The organism is Streptomyces sp. S063 (assembly GCF_002832675.1).
Classification (GTDB): domain Bacteria; phylum Actinomycetota; class Actinomycetes; order Streptomycetales; family Streptomycetaceae; genus Streptomyces; species Streptomyces sindenensis.
On record NZ_CP021707.1, the window covers coordinates 5,603,348 to 5,625,275 of the forward strand.

Below are 21,928 nucleotides of genomic sequence, written 5' to 3' on the forward strand. Positions count from 1 at the left end.
CGACTCCCCTTCGAAGCCGCCGGGTCGCATCAGCGCCCGGCGGCTTCACCTGTGCGGCCTCCGGGTGCCACCATCGACCTCTGGACCGCATTCACACCATTTCGTGCACGGCCCCCCGCAAGTGATAATCGAACGCGGGGCCGTGGCTCGCGGTGAAGCTCGGACGTCCTAGGACCTGACCGGAAAGCGTCGGGCCGAGGTGGCGTGAGCGCGGTCCATCACACACAAGACCGGTGAAGGACACGCACTCATGACGACGCCCACGATCGAGCTCAAGCCCTCCTCGAACCCGCTGTCCGACGCGGAGCGCGCGGCGATCCTGGCCAGCCCCGGATTCGGCCGGCACTTCACCGATCACATGGTGACGATCCGCTGGACCGAGGGCCGCGGCTGGCACGACGCCCAGCTGGTCCCCTACGGCCCGCTGTCGCTGGACCCGGCCAACATGACCCTGCACTACGCGCAGGAGATCTTCGAGGGGCTCAAGGCCTACCGCCAGCCCGACGGCACGGTCGCCTCCTTCCGCCCCGATGCCAACGCCCGCCGCTTCCAGCGCTCGGCCGCCCGGCTCGCCATGCCCGAGCTGCCCGTCGAGACGTTCATCGCGGCGTGCGACGCGCTGGTCCAGCAGGACAAGGCGTGGGTCCCGGCCCACGGCGGCGAGGAGTCCCTCTACCTGCGCCCGTTCATGATCGCCACCGAGGTCGGCCTCGGCGTGAAGCCGGCCAACGAGTACCTCTTCCTGGTCATCGCCTCGCCCGCCGGCGCCTACTTCCCCGGCGGCGTGAAGCCGGTCTCCATCTGGCTCTCCGAGAACCGCGTCCGCGCCGTCCCCGGCGGCATGGGCGACGCCAAGACCGGCGGCAACTACGCCGCCTCCCTCCTCGCCCAGGCCGAGGCCGCCGAGCACGGCTGCGCCCAGGTCGCCTACCTCGACGCGGTCGAGCACAAGTGGGTCGAGGAGCTCGGCGGCATGAACCTCTACTTCGTGTACGGCCAGGAGGACGGCTCGAAGAAGATCGTCACCCCGTCCCTCACCGGCTCGCTGCTCGCCGGCGTCACCCGCGACTCCCTCCTCAAGGTCGCCCGCGACCTCGGTTACGGCTCCGAGGAAGGCCGGATCTCCATCGACCAGTGGCGCGACGACACCGCGAACGGCACCCTCCTGGAGGTCTTCGCCTGCGGCACCGCCGCCGTCATCACCCCCGTCGGCCTGGTGAAGTCCGAGGGCGGCGAGTGGACCCAGAGCGGCGGTGAGCCCGGCGAGGTGACCATGAAGCTGCGGGAGCGCCTCCTCGACATCCAGCGCGGTGTCGTCGAGGACGCCCACGGCTGGATGCACCCGCTCGGCTGAGAGCTTCCGCGGCCCCGAAAGGCCGCACCGGCTCCGCGGCCGGTGCGGCCTTTTCCGTACCCGGCACATTGAGCGTTGCTCTAATCGCGAATCAGAGGGCCTTTCGGACATCATGCACTGGCGGTTAGAGTGCTGCTCTAAACCCTCGTTCCAGGAGTCTCCATGCCGACCGCCCCCGCCCTCTTCCGCATGCCTCCCGAGTGGGCCCCGCACGAGCGGACCTGGATGGCCTGGCCGGGGCCCAACCCCACCTTCGGCTCCGACGCCGAGCTGGCCGAGGCCCGCCGCGCCTGGGCCGCCGTCGCCCGGGCCGTACGCCGCTTCGAGCCGGTCACGGTGGTCGTCGGGCCGGGGCAGGAGGAGGGGGCGGCGGCACTGCTCGGGCCCGACGTCGAACTGGTCGTACGGCCGCTCGACGACGCCTGGATGCGGGACATCGGCCCCACCTTCGTCACCGACGGCCGCACCCTCGCCGCCGTCGACTGGACGTTCAACGGCTGGGGCGCCCAGGGCTGGGCCCGCTGGGAGAGCGACCAGCACATCGCCCGGGCCGTCGCCGAGCTGACCGGGACCCCCGCCCACAGCTCCCCGCTCGTCAACGAGGGCGGCGCGATCCACGTCGACGGGGAAGGCACCGTCCTGCTCACCGAGACCGTCCAGCTCGGCAAGGAGCGCAACCCCGGCTGGACCAAGGAGCAGGTCGAGGCCGAGATCCACGCCCGCCTCGGCACCGAGAAGGCGATCTGGCTGCCCCGGGGGCTGACCGGCGACTACGGGACGTACGGCACGCTCGGCCATGTCGACATCGTCGCCGCCTTCGCCCGCCCCGGCACCGTCCTCGCCCATGTCCAGCCCGACCCGGCCCACCCCGACCACGAGGTCACCCGGGAGCTGCTGGCCGTCCTGCGCGCCGCCACCGACGCCAGGGGCCGCGCCCTGGAGGTCGTCGAGGTGGCCGCGCCCACCGTGCTGCGCGACGAGGACGGCGAGTGGGTCGACTACTCCTACATCAACCACTACCTCTGCAACGACGGCGTGGTCCTCTGCGCCTTCGACGACCCGCGCGACGAGCAGGCCGCCGCGATTTTCCGGGGCCTCTTCCCGGACCGTACGGTGACCCTCGTCGACGCCCGTACGATCTTCGCCGGCGGTGGAGGCATCCACTGCGTCACCCAGCAGCAGCCGAAGGTACGAACGAACCCATGACCCCCGCCCCCCGTCGCACCCACCACGCCGCCCCGCCCCGCGAGGACGTCCTCGCCGCCGCCATGGCCGCCATCGCCGAGCGTGGGCTCGACGGGCTGACCATGGCCGGGCTCGGGCGGGACGTGGGGATGAGCAGCGGACACCTGCTCTACTACTTCCGCACCAAGGACGAACTGCTGCTGCGGACCCTGGAGTGGAGCGAGGACCGCCTCGGGGCCGAGCGCCGCGCCCTGCTCGCCCGGCCCGGGAGCGCCCGCGAACGGCTGGACGCGTACATCGGCCTCTACCTCCCCGCCGGACACCGCGACCCCCACTGGACGCTCTGGCTGGAGGTCTGGGGCCGCTCGCAGAACGCCGACGACGACGCCCGCGCCCGGCAGGCCGCCATCGAGGGGGCCTGGCACCGCGACCTGGTGGCGCTGCTCGCCGAGGGGGTCTCGCGCGGGGAATTCCGGCCGGTGGACGCCGACCGGTTCGCCGCCCGGCTGCGGGCGCTCCTGGACGGGTTCAGCGTCCACGTCACGGTCGGGATCCCGGGGACGGGCCGCGAGCAGGTGCTCGTACAGGCGGCGGAGTTCCTGGACGAGACGCTGTCACCGGGCGCCACGTGAGGATGCGAGCAGCGTCACGACCGCATTCTGAGACACCGCCGTCACGGAGCGGATGCTGTGCCAGACTGATGCCGTGTCCTCGTTCGTCATGATTATTGGCAGCAGGCGCGCCGGTCCGCAGTGACCGTTCCGTACCACCCCGTACGGCACGGCCACCGTGCCCCAGACCCGCGCGCAGACCTCTCGCACCCGCGAGGGGTTTTTTGTTTTTCGGCCCGCATCCGGGTCGGAACGAGGCGAGCGGGATGATGGGGGCAAGTGGAACTCGATCGTCCGGATCCACTCATCCGACAGGAGCCAGATCAGCATGACCACCAAGGCCAACGCCACCGACGACAGTTTCCATGTCTTCGACACCACACTGCGCGACGGTGCTCAGCGTGAGGGCATCAACCTGACGGTCGCCGACAAGCTGACCATCGCCCGTCATCTGGACACCTTCGGTGTGGGGTACATCGAGGGCGGCTGGCCGGGGGCCAACCCCCGCGACACGGAGTTCTTCGCCCGCGCCCAGAAGGAGATCACCTTCGAGAACGCCCAACTCGTGGCGTTCGGCGCGACCCGCAGGGCCGGTGGCAACGCGGCCGACGACCCGCAGGTCAAAGCGCTCCTGAACTCCGGCGCCCCGGTGATCACCCTGGTGGCCAAGTCCCACGACCGCCATGTGGAACTGGCCCTGCGCACCACCCTGGAGGAGAACCTGGAGATGGTCCGCGACACCGTCTCCCACCTGCGAGAACAGGGCCGCCGGGTCTTCGTGGACTGCGAGCACTTCTTCGACGGCTACCGGGCCAACGCCGAGTACGCCAAGTCCGTGGTCCGTACCGCGCACGAGGCGGGCGCCGAGGTCGTCATCCTCTGCGACACCAACGGCGGCATGCTCCCCGCCCAGGTCCAGGCCGTCGTCGCCACCGTCATCGCCGACACCGGCGCCCGGCTCGGCATCCACGCCCAGGACGACACCGGCTGCGCCGTCGCCAACACCCTGGCCGCCGTCGACGCGGGCGCCACCCACGTCCAGTGCACGGCCAACGGCTACGGCGAACGGGTCGGCAACGCCAACCTCTTCCCGGTCGTCGCCGCCCTGGAACTCAAGTACGGCATGAAGGTGCTGCCCGAGGGCGCGCTCGCCGAGATGACCCGGATCTCCCACGCCATCGCCGAGGTCGTCAACCTCACCCCCTCCACCCACCAGCCGTACGTGGGTGTCTCGGCCTTCGCCCACAAGGCCGGGCTGCACGCCTCCGCGATCAAGGTCGACCCGGACCTGTACCAGCACATCGACCCCGAGCTGGTCGGCAACACCATGCGGATGCTGGTCTCCGACATGGCGGGCCGCGCCTCCATCGAACTGAAGGGCAAGGAGCTCGGCATCGACCTCGGCGACGACCGCGCCCTGGTCGGCCGGGTCGTGGAGCGGGTCAAGGAGCGCGAACTCCAGGGCTACACCTACGAGGCCGCCGACGCCTCCTTCGAACTCCTGCTGCGCGGCGAGGTCGAGGGCCGGGCCCGCCGCTACTTCCGTACCGAGTCATGGCGGGCGATCGTCGAGGACCGCCCGGACGGCACCCACGCCAACGAGGCCACGGTCAAGCTCTGGGCCAAGGGCGAGCGCATCGTCGCCACCGCTGAGGGCAACGGCCCGGTCAACGCCCTGGACCGGGCGCTGCGCGTCGCCCTGGAGCGGATCTACCCGCAGCTCGCCAAGCTGGAGCTGATCGACTACAAGGTCCGCATCCTGGAGGGCCGCACCGGCACCGAGTCCACCACCCGCGTCCTCATCACCACGGGCGACGGCACCGGCGACTGGGCGACCGTGGGGGTCGCCGAGAACGTCATCGCCGCCTCCTGGCAGGCCCTGGAGGACGCGTACACCTACGGACTGCTGCGCGCGGGCGTGGAGCCCACCGAGTAGCCCACCACGGACCCTTCGTCACAGAGCCGCCGCCCGGTACCGGGCGGCGGCTCTGTGACGTTCCAGGAGCATTCAACAAATGAACACACAACGCCGCCTGTCCGCCCCGCAGACGAGACCCGCCCAATCTCGACGTGAAGTATTGACGGCCCTGTATCGGCGCGGTTAACTCACGCCGCAACGCCGGTACCGGTTCCGGAACCGGTACCGGAGCACCTCTCCCCATGCCTGCCCGCGCCCTGCCCCCGCCTGCCCTCTTCCGCCCCGCCTGGCCCCCTGGAGGACCGGATGCGCGTCACCATCGCCGATGTCGCCCGTGAGGCCGGCGTCAGCAAGACGACCGTGTCCCGGGTCATCAACACCAAGGGCGAGGTGGACCGGACCACGGCCGCCCGTGTTCGTGAAGTGATCGCACAGCTCGGCTACGTACCCAGCTCCGGTGCCGTCGGTCTCGCCCGCGGCTCCAGCCGTACGGTCGGGATGCTCGTGCCCTCGCTGACCTGGCCGTGGATGGGCGAACTGCTCCAGGGCGTCGTCGACACCGTCGAGGCCGCCGACTACGGGCTGCTGCTGTTCACCTGCAACCGCGGGGCCGAGTCCGTCCAGCGCTTCACCAGCCAGGTGTCCGCGCGCGCCTTCGACGGGCTCGTCGTCGTGGAACCCGAGAACACCCTCGGCCACCTCACCGAACTGCACCGCGACGGCCTGCCGATCGTGCTCATCGACGACCGCGGCCACCACCCCGAGTTCCCCTCCGTCGTGACCACCAACCACGAGGGAGGCGCGTCCGCGGCCCGCCACCTGCACGCCGCCGGACGCACCCGGCCCCTGGTCCTGACCGGCCCCCAGCACTTCGGCTGCGTACGGGACCGGCTGGACGGCTTCCGTTCCGTCCTGCCCACCGATCTGGTCGTCGAAGGGGACTTCACCGAACGCGGCGGCCGGCTCGCCGTCGAGGAACTCCTCGCGCGGGACGTCACGTTCGACTCCGTCTTCGCGCACAACGACATCAGCGCCGCGGGCGTGCTCCGCGCCCTGCGGGCCGCCGGCCGCCGGGTCCCGGACGACATCGCCGTCGTCGGCTTCGACGACATCCCGATGGCCGAACACACCGAACCACCGCTGACCACCGTGCGCCAGCCCACCCGCCGCATGGGCGAGACGGCGGCCCGGATGCTGCTCTCCCACCTCGCCGGCACGCCCGTACCCGACGGACCGGCCGTGCTGCCCACCGAACTGGTCGTGCGCCACTCGGCGCCGTGACGGACCCGGCCGCCCGGCCGCGCCCCGCCTCGCACCTTCCGCCCGCCGGGATCTCCCAGACCCGGCAGCCCCTTCCTGGAGTCGCCATGTCCGTACGCCGTCGCACCACTCTCAGAGCGGTCGCCGCAGCCACCGTCGTGGTGGCGCTCGCCGCCGGTTGCTCGAACGCCAACTCGGGTGCCAAGAAGGGCGGCGGGGCCGCCGGTGTACTGACCCTCGGCAAACCGGACGGGCCGCAGACGAACAACAGCAACCCGTTCCTGACGACCTCGGCCGGGGCGGTCCTCGGCTACCGGCACATGATCTACGAGCCGCTGGCGATGACGAACATGATCCGGCCCACCGAGAAGGCCGACCCCTGGCTCGCCACCGAGTGGACCTGGGAGGACAACTTCACCAAGGTCACCTTCACACTGGACGAGCGGGCCACGTGGGCCGACGGCAAGCCCCTGACCGCCGCCGACGTCGAGTTCACCTTCAATCTGCTGAAGAAGCACCCGGCGCTCAACGGGGACGGCGTCCCCTTCGACGGGGTCGCCGTCAAGGGCAAGCAGGTCGTGCTGACTTTCCAGGAGTCGCAGTTCGTCAACCAGAACAAGATCATCCAGACCTTCATCGTGCCCAAGCACATCTGGGAGAAGGTCGACAACCCGGAGACCTGGCCCAACCGCACGCCGGTCGGCTCCGGACCGTACAAGCTCAAGACGTTCACCCCGCAGACCACCACTCTGACCGCCACGCCGACCTACTGGAACGGCGAGACCAAGGTCAAGGAACTGCGCTACACCGCCTACAACGACAACAGCGCCGCCACCACCGCCCTGGCCACCGGCAAGATGGAGTGGTCCTTCGTCTTCATGCCGAACCACAAGCAACTGTTCCTCGACAAGGACCCCAAGAACCACCACCTCTGGTTCCCCTCGGGCCTCGGCGTCCACGGACTGTGGTTCAACACCACCCGCAAGCCCTTCGACAACCCGGCCCTGCGCCGGGCCATGGCGATGGTCGTCGACCGCAAGGCCATCCACGTCCAGGCCCAGGCCACGCTCTACCCGGAGATCACCAACCCCACCGGCATCCCGCTCCCCGCCGGTGAGCCCTTCCTCGCCCCCGAGTACGAGAACGCCACCACCAAGCCCGACGTCGCCGGCGCCAAGAAGCTGCTCGCCGAGGCCGGATTCAAGCTCAGCGGCGGGGTGCTCAAGGACCCCGGCGGCAAGCCGGTCACCCTCACCCTCACCGACCCGGCCGGCTGGAACGACTACATCACCGGGCTCGCGATCATCAAGGACAACATCAAGGAACTCGGCATCGAGGCCAAGGTCAAGACCCAGACCGCCGAGGCCTGGGGCACCGACGTGGCCAACGGCAACTTCGACGCCACCCTGCACTGGACCAACAGCGGCGCCACCCCCTACGACATGTACCAGAACATCATGGACGGGGCGATCGTCCAGCCCATCGGCAAGAGCTCCCAGGCGGGCAACTTCGGCCGCTTCAAGAACGCCGAGGCGACCGCCGCGCTCAAGGAGTACGCGGGCGCCACCACCGACGCCGCCCGCACCAAGGCCCTCAACACCCTCCAGAGGATCTTCGTCGAGCAGGCCCCCATGATCCCGACGGCCGCCGCGCCCATCGGGGCCGAGTACTCCACGAAGAACTGGATCGGCTGGCCCACCGAGGCCGACCCCTACGCCCCGCCGCAGCACACCCAGCGGACCGCGCTGGAGATCGTGCTCAACCTCAAGCCCTCCTCCAAGTAGGCACGGGGAAAGACCGGACGGGAAGAAGACGGGAAACCGGCCATGACCAGCGATCAGCCCGAGCACGCGCGGACCGGCTCCGAGCCCGCGCCCACCGGCACCGACGTGGTGCTGGAAGCGCGCGGAGTCACCAAACACTTTCCCCTGCGCCGCACCGCCCGCGACCTGTTCGCCCGCGAACGCCGCAGCGTCCACGCCGTCGACGACGTCTCGCTCCGGCTGAGACGCGGCACCGTCACGGCTCTGGTGGGGGAGTCCGGCTCGGGCAAGTCCACCGTCGCCCGCCTGCTCGCCCAGCTCCATCCGCTCACCTCGGGCGAGATACGGCTGGGCGGCGAGCCGGTGGTCGCCGGTCGTGGCCGGTCCTTCCGCCGTTACGTCCGCCGGGTCCAGCTGATCTTCCAGGACCCCTTCGCCTCGCTGAACCCGGTGCACACCGTGCGCTACCACCTGACCCGCGCCCTGAAGATCCACGGCCGGGCGGGCAGCGGGGAGGCGGAGCTGGAGGAGAACCTGGCCGCCCTGCTCGACCGGGTCCAGCTGACCCCGCCGCAGCAGTTCCTGGACAAGTTCCCGCACGAACTCTCGGGCGGGCAGCGCCAGCGCGTCGCCATCGCCCGGGCGCTCGGCGCCGACCCGCAGGTACTGCTGGCCGACGAACCCGTCTCGATGCTCGACGTCTCGATCCGGCTCGGCGTCCTCAACCTCCTGCGCGACCTCAAGGAACGCCTCCACCTGGCGATCCTCTACATCACCCACGACATCGCCTCGGCCCGCTACTTCGCCGACACCACCCTCGTCATGTACGCGGGCCGGATCGTCGAGGGCGGCGGCAGCGAACGCGTCACCCAGCACCCCGCCCACCCCTACACCCAGCTGCTGATCGCCTCCGCGCCCGACCCGGACCGGATCGTCGCCGACGAGGAACAGGAGGAGGCCGGCACCGGCGAACCGCCCTCCCTGATCACCCCGCCCGCCGGCTGCCGCTTCCACCCCCGCTGCCCGCAGGCGATGGAGCGCTGCCGCACCGAACTGCCGCCGCGCTTCGACCTGCCCGAGGGGCAGTGGGCGGCCTGCTGGCTGTACGAGGGCGGGGCGTCGCACCCCCCGGGCGCAGCCGGCCCAGCGGCAGCGAGCCCCCGCGCCGCGAAGGAGGCCACCCGGTGAAGTACCTCCTCCAGCGCCTCGCGTTCTACGCCGTCACCGCGTGGGCCGCGATCACCATCAACTTCCTCATCCCCCGGCTCATGCCGGGCGACCCCGTACAGGCCCTCCTCAGTCGCTACCAGGGGCAGCTCGACACCAAGGCCATCGACTCGCTCAAGGCCCTCTTCGGCCTCGACGAGCAGCAGTCGATGTGGCAGCAGTACACCGACTACTGGGCCCACCTCCTCGACGGCGACCTCGGCCTCTCCTTCACCTTCTTCCCCACCCCGGTCAGCGAGGTCATCGGCCAGTCCCTGCCCTGGACCCTGGCCCTCGTCGGCACCACCACGCTCATCAGCTTCGTCCTCGGCACCGGCATCGGCGTCTACAGCGGCTGGAAGCGCGGCTCCTGGCTGGACGGACTGCTGCCCGTCACCACCTTCATCTCCTCCATCCCGTACTTCTGGCTGGGTCTCGTCGCCATCGCCGTGTTCGCCGAGAAGTGGGCGCTGTTCCCCAACTCCGGCGGCTACGACAACGCGCTCGTCCCCGCCTTCGACTGGCCGTTCATCTCCAGCGCCCTCTACCACGCGGTCCTGCCCGGTGTGACGATCGTCCTCAGCGCGGTCGCCGGCTGGATCCTCGGCATGCGGAACATGATGGTCACCGTCTCCTCCGAGGACTACGTGATGGTCGCCCAGGCCAAGGGGCTCTCCGAGCGGCGCGTGATGTTCGGCTACGCGGCCCGCAACGCGGTCCTCCCCAACATCTCCGGTTTCGCCCTCTCCCTCGGCTTCATCGTCGGCGGCACCCTGCTCGTCGAGATGGTCTTCACCTACCCGGGCATCGGCTTCCAGCTGCTCCAGGCGGTCGGCGCCAAGGACTACCCCCTGATGCAGGGCGTGTTCCTCATCATCACGCTCTCCGTCCTCGCCGCGAACCTGCTCGCCGACCTCGTCTACGCCGCCCTCGACCCCCGTACCCGGAAGGAGGCGTAGCCCGTGCCCACCACCCGCGTCCGCGCCGCCCGCCCCCGTACCCGGAAGGCCTGAGGCCCCATGTCCATCACCGCCACCGACGTCGCCGTCCTCGACGACGCGCCCCCGCCCACGGCTCCCACCCGCCGGGCCCGGCTCCGGTTCCTGCGCGGCGGCAAGACCCGCACCGGCCTGATCATCCTGGCGTTCTTCGTCCTGCTGGCCGTCGCCGGGCCCTGGCTCGCCCCCTACGACCCCGACGCCATGAGCGACCAGCTCCTCCAACCGCCCTCCGGCGACCACTGGTTCGGCACCACGCACACCGGGCAGGACGTCTTCTCGCAGATCCTCGTCGGCACCCGGGGCGTCCTCGTCGTCGGACTGCTCGCCGCCGCCATCGCCACCGCGCTGTCCGTCCTGATCGGGGTCAGCGCCGGGTTCCTCGGCGGAGCGGTCGACGAGATCCTCTCCGCGCTCTCCAACATCTTCCTGGTGCTGCCCGGACTCCCGTTGATCATCATCGTCGCCAGTTTCGTCCCCGACACCGGCGACCTCGTCATCGCCGTCGCCATCGCCCTGACCTCCTGGGCCTGGGGATCGCGGATCCTGCGAGCCCAGACCCTGTCGCTGCGCCACCGCGACTACGTGGAGGCCGCCCGCGCCACCGGCGAGTCGACCCCGCGCATCATCCTCTTCGAGATCCTGCCGAACCTGACCGCCGTCATCGCCTCCGGCTTCGTCGGCACGGTCATCTTCGCCGTCCTCACCGAGATCACCCTCGCCTTCATCGGCGTCGCCGACATCTCCCACTGGAACTGGGGCACCGTCCTCTTCTGGGCCCAGTCCAACCAGGCCCTCGCCCAGGGAGCCTGGTGGTGGTTCGTCCCGGCCGGCCTGTGCATCGCCCTGCTGGGCACCGCGCTCGCCCTCATCAACTTCGGCATCGACGAGTTCGTCAACCCCCGCCTGCGCACCGCCACCGGCTCCTCCCGGAAGGTGAGGATGCGCGTCGGCTTCACTCCGGTCGCCCGGAAGTCCACCGGCGGCGGACCCCGCGAGCACAGCAGCAAGGAGCCGCGCCCATGAGCGCCGAGCCGGTCCTGACCATCAGCGGACTCAACGTCGACTACGGCACCGACGCGGGCGCCGTCCACGCCCTGCGCGACATCGACCTCACCCTGAACCGGGGCGAAGTCCTCGGCCTGGCCGGGGAGTCGGGCTCCGGCAAGTCGACGCTCGCCTACGCCGTGACCCGGCTGCTGTCCCCGCCCGGCGTGATCACCGGGGGAGAGGTCCACTACCACCGCCCCGGTGGCGACCACGTCGACATCCTCTCCCTCGCCCCGCGGCAGCTGCGCGCCTTCCGCTGGCAGGAGCTGTCCATCGTCTTCCAGGGGGCGATGAACTCCCTCAACCCGGTGCACACGGTCCACAGTCAGCTCACCGACGTCCTCGCCGCCCACCGACCCGAGTTGAAGAAGCGCCAACGCACGGACCGCGCGAAGGAGTTGCTGGATCTCGTCGGCATCTCCGCCGACCGGCTCGCCGCCTACCCGCACCAGCTCTCCGGCGGGATGCGCCAGCGCGTGATGATCGCCATGGCGCTCGCCCTGGAACCCGAGATCGTCATCATGGACGAGCCGACCACCGCGCTCGACGTCGTCATGCAGCGGCAGATCCTGCGGCGGCTCGTCCGGTTGAGGGAACAGCTGAACTTCTCGGTCGTGTTCATCACCCACGACATCTCCCTCCTGATCGAATTCTCGGACCGGATCGCGATCATGTACGGGGGCCGCATCGTGGAGCAGGCGGGCGCTGCGGAGATCTACCGCGACCCCCGCCACCCCTACAGCGACGGGCTCCTCCACTCCTTCCCCGCGCTCCACGGCCCGCGCCGAGAACTGACCGGCATCCCCGGCTCCCCGCCGCACCTCTCCGCGATGCCCACCGGCTGCGCCTTCCACCCGCGCTGCGGCAAGGCCTTCGCCCCGTGCGCCGGGCAGATCCCGCCGCTCGCCCCGCCCGCCGACGGACCCGGCCGGACGGTCGCCTGCCATCTGCACGCCTGACCCGGATCCTCCCCTGCTACGTACGGAGACCGATGAACCTCGCCACCACTCCTCAGCGCATCCTCGTCCCGGCCCCGGTGCGCGGGCTCCCCGCCGATTTCCGCTGGGGCGTCGCCACCTCCTCGTACCAGATCGAGGGGGCCGCCGCCGAGGACGGCCGCACCCCGTCCATCTGGGACACCTTCTGCCGGGTCCCCGGGGCGGTGGAGGGCGGCGAGCACGGCGACATGGCCTGCGACCACTACCACCGGATGCCCGAGGACGTGGAGCTGATCGCGGGCCTGGGCGTGGACACGTACCGCTTCTCGCTCGCCTGGCCCCGCATCCAGCCGGGCGGCCGGGGCCCCGCCAACCGGAAGGGGCTGGACTTCTACAAGCGGCTGATCGAAGAGCTCTCGGGGCGCGGCGTCACCCCCTGGATCACGCTCTACCACTGGGACCTGCCGCAGGAGTTGGAGGACGCGGGCGGCTGGCCCGCGCGCGACACCGCCCTGCGCTTCGCGGAGTACGCCTCCCTCGCCTACGAGGCCCTCGGTGACCGGGTCGAGCACTGGACCACGCTCAACGAGCCCTGGTGCTCGGCGATGCTCGGTTACGCCTACGGACTGCACGCCCCCGGCCGCCGCGACCCGGCCGACGCCATGGCCGCCGTCCACCATCTGCTCCTGGGCCACGGCCTCGCCGCCGGCGCGCTGCGCGACGCGGCCGGGGACAACCCGCTGGAGCTGGGCATCACCCTCAACCTCGGCACCGCGACCCCGGAGACCGGCAGCGAGGCCGACCGCGAGGCGTGCCGCCGCGCCGACGGCATGGGGACCCGGCTCTACCTCGACCCGCTCGTCCACGCCCGCTATCCCGAGGACATCGTCGCGGACCTGGCCGCCCAGCACATCGAACTCCCGGTCCGAGACGGCGATCTGGCCGCCATCGCCACGCCGCTCGACGTGCTCGGCGTCAACTTCTACCGGGGCATGCAGTTCTCCGGCGTCACCGAGGACGGCTCGCCGCTCGACGCCGAAGGGCTGCCGGTCGTCCGGGCCGTGGACCGCGACCTGCCGCGAACCGCGATGGACTGGGAGATCACCCCGGCCGAACTCACCGATCTGCTGGTGCGGTTGGAGCGCGACTACGGGCTGCCGACCGTCATCACGGAGAACGGTGCGGCCTTCGACGACACGGTCGCCGCCGACGGCTCCGTCCCCGACGCCGACCGCACGGCCTACCTCGCCGACCACATCGCCGCCGTCGTCGCCGCCCGCGCCCAAGGGGCCGACGTCCGGGGCTACTTCGCCTGGTCGCTGATGGACAACTTCGAGTGGGCCTACGGCTACGCCAAGCGTTTCGGCATCGTCCGCGTCGACTACGACACCCAGGCCCGCACGCTCAAGGACAGCGCCAAGTGGTACCGCGACACGATCCGCCTCACCCGCGACGACACCGCGTAGCGCACCGACACCCCTGATCCATGACGACGTTCGACACCCCCGACCCCGGAAAGAGAGCGCTCCCGAAAATGCCCCGCATTCCGTACGCCCGCCCCCGCAAGGGCAGAAGCAGACCCGCGACGGCCGCCTTCGCCGCCGCAGCCGTCCTGGCCACCCTGCTCGCCGGGTCGGCCACCGGCCCCGCGGCCGCGGCCGACGAACCCGCCCCCGTCCTCATCGACCGCTTCGAGGGCGAGGTGCCGCTCGGCAACACCCCGCCCGCCGACGCCATCTTCACCTGGGGCGGCGACGCGGACGACCACCCGCGGATCGAGCTGGCGAGACGCGCCGACGCCCCCGAGGGCGAGCAGGTCCTCGAAGGCTCCTACGACATCAGCGCGTACGGCGGGTTCAGCCACGAGTTCGCCGTGGACACCCCGCCGCAGAACTGGACCGCCCACCAGGGCATCCGCTTCTGGTGGTACGGCCAGAACACCGCACCCCTGCCGCCCGGTTCGGGCAAGCGCGTCAACTTCGAGATCAAGGACGGCGGCGCCAACGGCGGCGCGTCCGAGCTGTGGACGACCTCCTTCACCGACGACTGGGAGGGCTGGCACCTCGTCGAGATCCCCTTCGCGGACTTCGTCTACCGCGCCGACTACCAGCCCGTCGGCGGTATCGACCAGGTCCTGGGCCTGAACGAGATGTGGGGCTACGCCCTCACCCTCCCCGGCGGAGCGCCCGGCGAATTCGCCCTGGACGCGGTCGAGCTGTACGGCAAGGCGGACCCGGCGCTCACCGCGAGCGTGGTCACCGACACGGCCGTACGCCCGGTGAAGAACGGCGCGACCGCCGAGTTGACGCTCTCCGTCGCCACCACCGGCTCCGTCCCCACCGAGGAGCCGGTGACCGTCGCGTACACCACCGAGGGCGGCACGGCGGAGGCCGGCAAGGACTACACCCCGGTCACCGGCAGCCACACCTTCCCCGCCGGCACCGCCTCCGGCACCACCCACAAGGTCACTGTGCGCACGGCGAAGGCGTCGAAGCCCGCCGAGGCGAAGACGATCCCGCTGGAGCTGACCGTCACCGGAGCGAAGGCCCCCCGGGAGAACCCGCAGGTCGTCATCGACGCCCATGGACTCCCCTACCAGAACGCCAAGCTGCCGGTGAAGCAGCGGGTGGCGGACCTGCTGGGCCGGATGTCGCTCGCCGAGAAGGCCGGCCAGATGACCCAGGCCGAGCGCAACGCGCTCCGCGCCCCCGGTGACATCGCCGCCTACGACCTCGGCTCGCTGCTCTCCGGCGGCGGCTCGGTCCCCACCCCGAACACGGCGGCGGCCTGGGCCAAGATGGTCGACGCCTACCAGCTGCGCGCCCAGGCCACCCGCTTCCAGATCCCGCTGATCTACGGCGTGGACGCGGTGCACGGCCACAACAACGTCGTCGGCGCGACGATCATGCCGCACAACATCGGCATCGGCGCGGGCCGTGACCCGAAGAGCGCCGAGAAGACCGGTGCGGTCACCGCGAAGGAAGTCCGCTCCACCGGCGTACCGTGGGACTTCGCCCCCTGCGTCTGCGTCACCCGCGACGAACGCTGGGGCCGCAGCTACGAGGCGTTCGGCGAGGACCCGGCCCTCGTCGAGGCCATGGAGACCGTCATCCAGGGCATGCAGGGCAGCCCGTCCGGCAAGGACCTGCACCGCAACGACAAGGTGCTCGGCAGCGCCAAGCACTTCGTCGGCGACGGCGGCACCGGATTCGGCTCCTCCACCACCGGCTCGTACACGACCGACCAGGGCATCACCGAGGTCACCCGCCAGGAGCTGGAAGCGGTGCACCTGTCGCCGTTCGAGGAGTCGGTGAAGCGGGGCGTCGGCACGATCATGCCGTCGTACTCCTCCCTCGACATCCTGGGCGACGGTCAGGGCCCGGTGAAGATGCACGCCAACGCCGAGATGATCAACGGCGTCCTCAAGGACCGGATGGGCTTCGAGGGCTTCGTCATCAGCGACTGGCAGGCCATCGACCAGATCCCCGGCGACTACCCGAGCGACGTCCGTACCTCCGTCAACGCCGGACTCGACATGATCATGGTCCCGACGGCGTACCAGGACTTCACCAAGACGCTCGAGGACGAGGTGACGGCGGGCCGGATCAGCGAGGCCCGCGTCGATGACGCGGTCGCCCGCATCCTCACCCAGAAGTTCCGCCTGGGCCTCTTCGAGAAGCCGTACGCGGACACCACCCACCTCGGCAAGGTCGGTTCGGCCGAACACCGCGCGGTGGCCCGGGAGGCGGTCGCGAAGTCGCAGGTGCTCCTGAAGAACGACGGGGCGGTCCTGCCCCTCAAGCCGAACCAGAAGGTGTACGTCGCCGGGTCCAACGCCGACGACATCGGCAACCAGGCCGGCGGCTGGACGATCAGCTGGCAGGGCTCCTCCGGCAGGATCACCCCGGGCACGACGATCCTGGAGGGGATGAAGAAGGCGGCGAAGGACCCCGACTCGGTCATGTACTCCCGCGACGCCTCGGCCGCCACGGACGGCTACGACGTCGGTGTGGTGGTCGTCGGCGAGACCCCGTACGCCGAGGGCATCGGGGACGTCGGCAACGGCCACGACCTGGAGCTGACGGCGGCCGACAAGGCAGCCGTGGACACGGTCTGCGCGGCCATGAAGTGCGCCGTCCTCATCGTCTCCGGACGCCCCCAGCTCATCGGCGACCAGCTCGGGGACATGGACGCCCTGATCGCCTCCTGGCTGCCGGGCTCCGAGGGCGACGGCGTGGCCGACGTGCTCTACGGCAAGCGCGCCTTCACCGGGCAGCTCCCGGTGACCTGGCCGAAGTCGGAGGCCCAGCTCCCGATCAACGTAGGGGACGCCACGTACGACCCCCAGTTCCCGTACGGCTGGGGCCTGACCACCCTGAAGAAGCCCCCGGCCGGGGGTGAGCTGACCCTCACGGCCCTCGCCGTGGCCGCCCAGGTCGCCGAGAAGGCGAAGCTGGGGAAGACCCCGGCGGGCAAGGCGATCGTGGACCAGGCCCGGCTGCTGGTCCAGCAGAAGATCGACGGCACGTTCGGCCAGGCGGTCGCGGCGCCCTTCGCGGAGGCGGACCACCTGCTGCTCACGGGTGACCTGACGGGCGCGGTGGCCAAGCTGCGCACGGCCTACCGAGCCGCGTAGGCACCCCGCTCTCCGGACGGGCGACGGCGTTCGTCGCCCGTCTGGAGTAGCGTTAAGTATGAGGAAAAGGCTCTTCCCCGCGCTGTTGGCGGGCCTGCTGCTCATCTTCGCGGCAGCGGCTCTCGCCCTCACCTCCCCCGCGTCGGCGGCCCCGGCCGCCACCATTCAGGACGCCGCCCAGGCCCTGCGCGACGACCCGGTGTACGTGGACCCGGGCGCCCGCGATCAGCTCTCCGTCGCTGACGAGAAGGCCCTGGAAGACAAGATCACGAACGCCGACAAGCCGGTCTTCGTCGCCGTCCTCCCTGATACCCCGGCCTTCCCCGAGGAAGGCCTCCTCCAGACCCTGCGCAGCGACACCGGCATCACCGGCGTCTACGCGATCCGCCTCGGCGGCGGCTTCGACGCGGGCGCGGACCCGCAGGTCATGCCCACCCGGGCGGTCGAGAACCTCACCGCCGCCGTGGAGAACCCCACCACCGCCGGCAACGCCGACGCCCAGCTCAACGCCTTCGTCGACCGCGCCGTCGAACAGGCCCGGGGCACCGCCCCCGCCTCCTGGTCCGGCGGAGGCGCGGCGGACGGGCCCGGGGCCCCGGTCGGCGGCCTGATCACGCTCGGCGCACTCGTCGCGGCGGGCGGCGCCGGCGCGTACGCGGTCTCCCGCCGGAACAAGCGCCGCAAGGAGGAAGAGGAGCGCGCCGCCCTCGACAAGCTCCGGGTCGTCGTCGACGAGGACATCACCGCGTACGGCGAAACCCTGGAACGCCTGGACTTCCACCCGGCCGAGAAGGGCGCGGACGACACCATGCGCGCCGACTACGAACGGGCCCTCGACTCCTACGAGAGCGCCAAGACCACGATGGACCGGGCCACCCACCCCTCGGACGTGCGCCGGGTCACCCAGTCCCTGGAGGACGGCCGCCACTCCCTCGCGGTCCTGGAGGCCCGCCGCACCGGCAGGGCGATCCCGGCCCGTCGCCCGCCGTGCTTCTTCGACCCCCGCCACGGCCCCTCGGTCACCGACGTGCTCTGGACCCCGTCCGGCGGCGCGGCCCGCGAGGTCCCGGTCTGCGGCGCGGACGAGGTCCGCCTGAGCCGGGGCGAGGACCCCATGAGCCGCACGGTCGACGTCGGTGACGGCAACCGCCGCCCGTACTGGGAAGCGGGCCCGGCATACGGCCCCTGGGCGGGCGGCTACTTCGGCGGCGGCCTGCTCCCCGGCCTCCTCGTCGGCACCATGCTCGGCTCGATGCTCGCCACCCCGGCGTACGCCTCCGAGTACGGCGGCGGTGACTTCGGCGACGGCGGCGCGGGCGGCGACTGGGGCGGCGGCGACTTCTCCGGCTCCGACTTCGACTCCTCCGGATTCGGCGGAGGCGGCTTCGGTGACGGCGGAGGCTTCGGGGGCGGCTTCGACGGCGGAGGCTTCTGAGGCCCCGGCATCACGATCTCCCTCAGCGCCCCGGGTTCCGGTGGATCCCCTCAGCCGGGGCCCGGGGCCCACGGGGGCCCCGGGGGCGGCGGACGCCGCCCCCGGGCCGTACCCGCTCAGCCTGCTGTGACCCGCAAGGTGCCCGATGCCGTGACGTCGTCGCCCGAGCCGTCCGCCGGGACGGCGGTCAGCCGCCAGGTGTAGCCGCCCTCCGGAACCGGATCGCCGGAGCCGGACGTACCGTCCCAGTCGACCCGTACGGTGCCGCGCGTGTCCTCGCCCGTCCAGGTGCGGACGGTCTCACCGGTCGAGCGGCGCACCAGTGTCACCTTCCAGGACGCGGCGGGCTTGGACAGCCACCAGGCGGCGCTCCATTCGCCCGCCGAGGTGGCGGGAACGGCGGAGTGGGTGACGACCGGCGGGGAGACGGCCTGCTGCGGGGCGGTGACGTGAAGGGTGTCGTCGGTCCCGACCCAGGCGAGCTTGCCCGCCGCCGCGTCCAGGGTCCACGTCGTGCCGCGCCCGTCGTCGTCCGTGGCCGGCTTGAGGCCGGTGACCGTGCCCAGGTCGCCGGTGGAGCCGTCGGGGCGCAGAGCGGTCAGGCGCAGATCCCCGGACGCCTCGCGCGCGGCCAGGAACCGGTCGCCGAGGAGGACCCGGGACACCGGGGCGGGGTAGTCGCGGTGGGTCGCCGTGTCGTACACGCCCGCCGCGTCCTGGGCGGCACAGCTCCAGTACAGCAGGGTCCCGCTGCGCTGGAGTTCGCTCGGCACACAGTCGACGCCGAGGTCGTGGCTCGCGGTCGCCCGCCCGGATCGCGGATCGACCACGTTCACCGTGCCGGGCTTGCCGGGCGCCGACTTGTACAGCCGGTCCTCGGCCAGCGTCGCGCCCTGTGCCCGCTGGTCCCGGACGACGAGGTCGCGGGCGATGTCGACGACGTACTGCCGCCCGCCCGCCTCGTACAGCACGAACTCCGGTGACGTGTCGAGGATCCGGCCGCCCGTGCCGGGCAGAACCAGGCCCTCGGACGGCTGCTCCGGGTCGTCGCCGGTGACCAGCGTGTCCCTGCCGGTGGCCGGGTCGGTGACCAGCCGGGCCAGGCCCTCGTCCGTACCGTCGGCGAACCGGCCCGCCGCGAGACCGGGGAAGTCGGCGAGCCGGTCGCCCTCCGCCGGGTCGAGGCCGGTCCCGACCGCCCTGCCGTGCAACGTGTCCTTCCCGACCAGCGAGTTGACGAACCGCAGCCGCCCCCGGTCGAGGCTCAGCGCCCCGATCTCACCGTCCGCCGTCTTGACCTCGGGCACCTCCCGCATCACCAGGTCGAAGACGGTTCCGCTGCCGTCCTGGCTGAACGAGTGGATGGCCCGGCCGCCGTCGGCGTCCTTGCCCAGGGCCAGTACGCCCCCGTACCCCTCGGCCCGGAGCTGGGCGAACTCCACGGTGGGCAGGAGCGTGCGCTCGGTGTCCACGCCGGCGTGGGGTGTGAGACGCAGAGCGCCGCCGAGGCCTTCGTGCCAGACGATGCTGTCCCGCACCACGAACGCGGTGACCTCGCTGTCCGGGGACCGGGTGTCCAGCGGGACGACCTGGGGCGTGCCCGTGCCGCTGCGCGGGAGTATCCGGACGCCCTGACCCCCGCTGCCGTTCCGCGAGAACCAGCTGACGTTCATCTGGGTGATGCGGAAGCTGCTCGCGTCACCGGTCACCGGCAGCGGTTTCACCCGGCCGTCGTACGCGGTGAGGATGCCGTAGCCCGGCGAGCCGTCCGCCAGCCGGTAGCCGATGAGGACCTCGCTGCCCTGCCCGCCGAGCACCACGGGCACGGCGTCCGTGGTCGCTCCGGCGGGCAGCCGCACGAGGGGATCCGCCGACGGATCCCCGCCGCGGGGCACCCGCATCTCGTACGTGCCGTCGCCCTTGTCGACGGTGGCGATCGTCCAGCCGGCCGCGAAGCGGAGATTGCGGTACTGGGCGGGCACGGTGGAGGTGTGGGTGAAGGCCGGGTCCTCGATGCCGATCCGGACGATGTCCGTCCCGCCGTCCGCGCGCTGCTGGGTGTAGATCGCCCGGTTGTGCTCGTCGTGGCCCCCCACGAGCAGGTTCTCCGGCACGCCCGCCAGCTCGGTGACGACCCTGGTCCGTCTGTTGTACGAGTTCGTCCAGAGGTAGTCGCCGCCCTCGCGGTGCAGCACGCCGTACCTGCCGGTCGCCAGGATCTTCTCCGGGCCCTCGCCGAAGGCGTCGGGCGCGGGTATCAGGACTTCGGCCGCCTCCCCCTTCCCGGTGGCGTGTGCCGTGGCCGGCAGCGCGGTGGCGAGCCCTGCCGCCAGGACCACCGCCACGGCTGCCGCTCCTGCGGTCCGCCCGGTACGCCGGCTGCGGCTGTTCGTGTACAGGTGTCGGGACACCTGACCCCCCTTGTCAGTTGACCGATGGTGCGCATCTGCGATGCGACGCGATCAACCTTATGCATATGTGGGGGAGTTGTGCGCAGAACATGCGCAACGGGTGACGCGAGGGAGCCCCTACCTCCAGCTCGCCCACCAGGCGGCCACCCCGCCGAGGACGATCAGCACGCACATCACCGCGTTGCTCCGCCGGTAGTCCACGAGGATCGCGGCGAACTCGCGGAGCGTGGCGTTGGGCCAGAAGTACCCGGCGGTCGGCGAGCCCACCACCTGGCCCCGGATCCGGACCCGGCGGGCGGTGAGCGCGGCACGGAAGGCGTGGTAGTTGTTCGTGACGACGACGCACCGGTAGTCGGGCTTCGCCCTCTCCATGATCGCCTTGCTGAACCGCAGGTTCTCCTCGGTGTTCGTCGACCGGTCCTCCCGCTCGATGAGATGCGCGGGGAACCCCTGGGCCACCAGGTGGTCGGCCATGGCGTGGGACTCGGGCAGGTCCTCGTCCGGCCCCTGCCCGCCCGAGGTGATGAGGACGGGCGACCCGCCGCGTGCGGAGAGCCGGGCATGCACGTCCTGCCCCCGCTTCAGCCGGCTCGCGAGCAGCGGCGGAACGGTGGAACCGCCGACGAGACCGGAACCGAGCACCACCACGAAGTCGGCCTTGCGGCGCACACGGAGCCGCCCGTAGAGGAACCCGTAACAGACGAAGCACAGGAACAGGAACGAGAAGTAGACCGCCAGCCCGCCCGCCGCCGTCGCCGCCCCGATCAGCACCGGAGTCCGCAGCACGGCGGCGGTGACCAGCAGGGCGACGACGGCGAGAGAGGCCAGGGCGGCCAGCAGGGACAGCAGGTTGGACGGGCTCCGGCCCTCCTTGCGCACCATGCGTACGCCGTTGAGGAACAGGAAGCACGTCAGCACGAGCACGGCCACCGCGCCCAGGACCAGCAGCGACCACAGGGCGACCGGAGCCCAGGCGGAATCGGACGCGACCAGCCGGTACAGCGAGGCCGCCAGCGCACAGAGCAGGGCGAGCCCCAGGATGACGGCGTTGCTGAACTTCCGGCGCTCGCGCAGCACGCTCACACAGAAGACGAGGAAGAGGAGCGCCGCGGGGGCGTAGACCACCATGGGCACAGATTAGGCAGCGCACCGGCGGCCGTTCA

General features: G+C 71.4%; 15 protein-coding genes. 13 read left to right on the forward strand and 2 right to left on the reverse strand.

The annotated features are described in order from the left end of the window. Positions 1 to 250 precede the first annotated feature (250 nt). The 13 genes from CCZ36_RS25900 to CCZ36_RS25960 all read left to right on the forward strand — a co-directional run bounded on the left by CCZ36_RS25900 (position 251) and on the right by CCZ36_RS25960 (position 18,354). Entirely contained in the window at positions 251 to 1,354 is a 1,104-nt protein-coding gene (locus CCZ36_RS25900; protein ID WP_069739173.1) for a branched-chain amino acid aminotransferase, read from the forward strand. A 162-nt stretch (positions 1,355 to 1,516) separates the two neighbouring features. Further along, the gene (locus tag CCZ36_RS25905) at positions 1,517 to 2,560 is read left to right on the forward strand and encodes an agmatine deiminase family protein (protein WP_069739172.1); all 1,044 of its coding nucleotides are present in this window, start codon (positions 1,517 to 1,519) and stop codon (positions 2,558 to 2,560) included. Continuing rightward, on the forward strand, positions 2,557 to 3,171 hold the full coding sequence (locus CCZ36_RS25910) for a TetR/AcrR family transcriptional regulator (RefSeq protein WP_069741792.1): 615 nt from the start codon (positions 2,557 to 2,559) through the stop codon (positions 3,169 to 3,171). Before CCZ36_RS25905 ends, CCZ36_RS25910 begins: the two co-directional genes overlap by 4 nt. 307 nt (positions 3,172 to 3,478) lie before the next feature. Continuing rightward, entirely contained in the window at positions 3,479 to 5,086 is a 1,608-nt protein-coding gene (gene cimA, locus CCZ36_RS25915; protein WP_069739170.1) for a citramalate synthase, read from the forward strand. Positions 5,087 to 5,374: 288 nt separating this feature from the next. Beyond that, a complete protein-coding gene (locus tag CCZ36_RS25920) occupies positions 5,375 to 6,349 on the forward strand; it encodes a LacI family DNA-binding transcriptional regulator (RefSeq protein WP_069739169.1) in 975 nt (324 codons plus the stop codon). Positions 6,350 to 6,435: 86 nt separating this feature from the next. Next, on the forward strand, positions 6,436 to 8,112 hold the full coding sequence (locus CCZ36_RS25925; protein WP_069739168.1) for an ABC transporter substrate-binding protein: 1,677 nt from the start codon (positions 6,436 to 6,438) through the stop codon (positions 8,110 to 8,112). A gap of 42 nt (positions 8,113 to 8,154) precedes the next feature. Then, positions 8,155 to 9,279, forward strand: a complete 1,125-nt coding sequence (locus CCZ36_RS25930) for an ABC transporter ATP-binding protein (protein WP_069741790.1) — start codon at positions 8,155 to 8,157, stop codon at positions 9,277 to 9,279. Beyond that, entirely contained in the window at positions 9,276 to 10,256 is a 981-nt protein-coding gene (locus tag CCZ36_RS25935) for an ABC transporter permease (RefSeq protein ID WP_010056387.1), read from the forward strand. Before CCZ36_RS25930 ends, CCZ36_RS25935 begins: the two co-directional genes overlap by 4 nt. Before the next feature lie 60 nt (positions 10,257 to 10,316). After that, complete coding sequence (locus CCZ36_RS25940; RefSeq protein ID WP_128818674.1) at positions 10,317 to 11,321, forward strand: ABC transporter permease; 1,005 nt, start codon at positions 10,317 to 10,319, stop codon at positions 11,319 to 11,321. Next, a complete protein-coding gene (locus tag CCZ36_RS25945; protein WP_128818675.1) occupies positions 11,318 to 12,304 on the forward strand; it encodes an ABC transporter ATP-binding protein in 987 nt (328 codons plus the stop codon). Before CCZ36_RS25940 ends, CCZ36_RS25945 begins: the two co-directional genes overlap by 4 nt. 32 nt (positions 12,305 to 12,336) lie before the next feature. Then, on the forward strand, positions 12,337 to 13,749 hold the full coding sequence (locus CCZ36_RS25950; RefSeq protein WP_128818676.1) for a GH1 family beta-glucosidase: 1,413 nt from the start codon (positions 12,337 to 12,339) through the stop codon (positions 13,747 to 13,749). Positions 13,750 to 13,817: 68 nt separating this feature from the next. Next, positions 13,818 to 16,919, forward strand: a complete 3,102-nt coding sequence (locus tag CCZ36_RS25955; protein WP_069739163.1) for a glycoside hydrolase family 3 N-terminal domain-containing protein — start codon at positions 13,818 to 13,820, stop codon at positions 16,917 to 16,919. 58 nt (positions 16,920 to 16,977) lie between these two features. After that, positions 16,978 to 18,354, forward strand: a complete 1,377-nt coding sequence (locus tag CCZ36_RS25960) for a hypothetical protein (protein ID WP_069739162.1) — start codon at positions 16,978 to 16,980, stop codon at positions 18,352 to 18,354. Between the two features lie 116 nt (positions 18,355 to 18,470). Here the strand turns inward: CCZ36_RS25960 and CCZ36_RS25965 are convergent, their stop codons facing one another. Together CCZ36_RS25965 and CCZ36_RS25970 are read right to left on the reverse strand one after the other, a co-directional pair. Then, positions 18,471 to 20,765, reverse strand: a complete 2,295-nt coding sequence (locus tag CCZ36_RS25965) for a FlgD immunoglobulin-like domain containing protein (RefSeq protein WP_069739161.1) — start codon at positions 20,763 to 20,765, stop codon at positions 18,471 to 18,473. A gap of 117 nt (positions 20,766 to 20,882) precedes the next feature. Next, positions 20,883 to 21,893: a YdcF family protein gene (locus tag CCZ36_RS25970; protein ID WP_069739160.1), complete on the reverse strand. Its 1,011-nt coding sequence runs from the start codon at positions 21,891 to 21,893 to the stop codon at positions 20,883 to 20,885. Between the last annotated feature and the right edge of the window lie 35 nt (positions 21,894 to 21,928).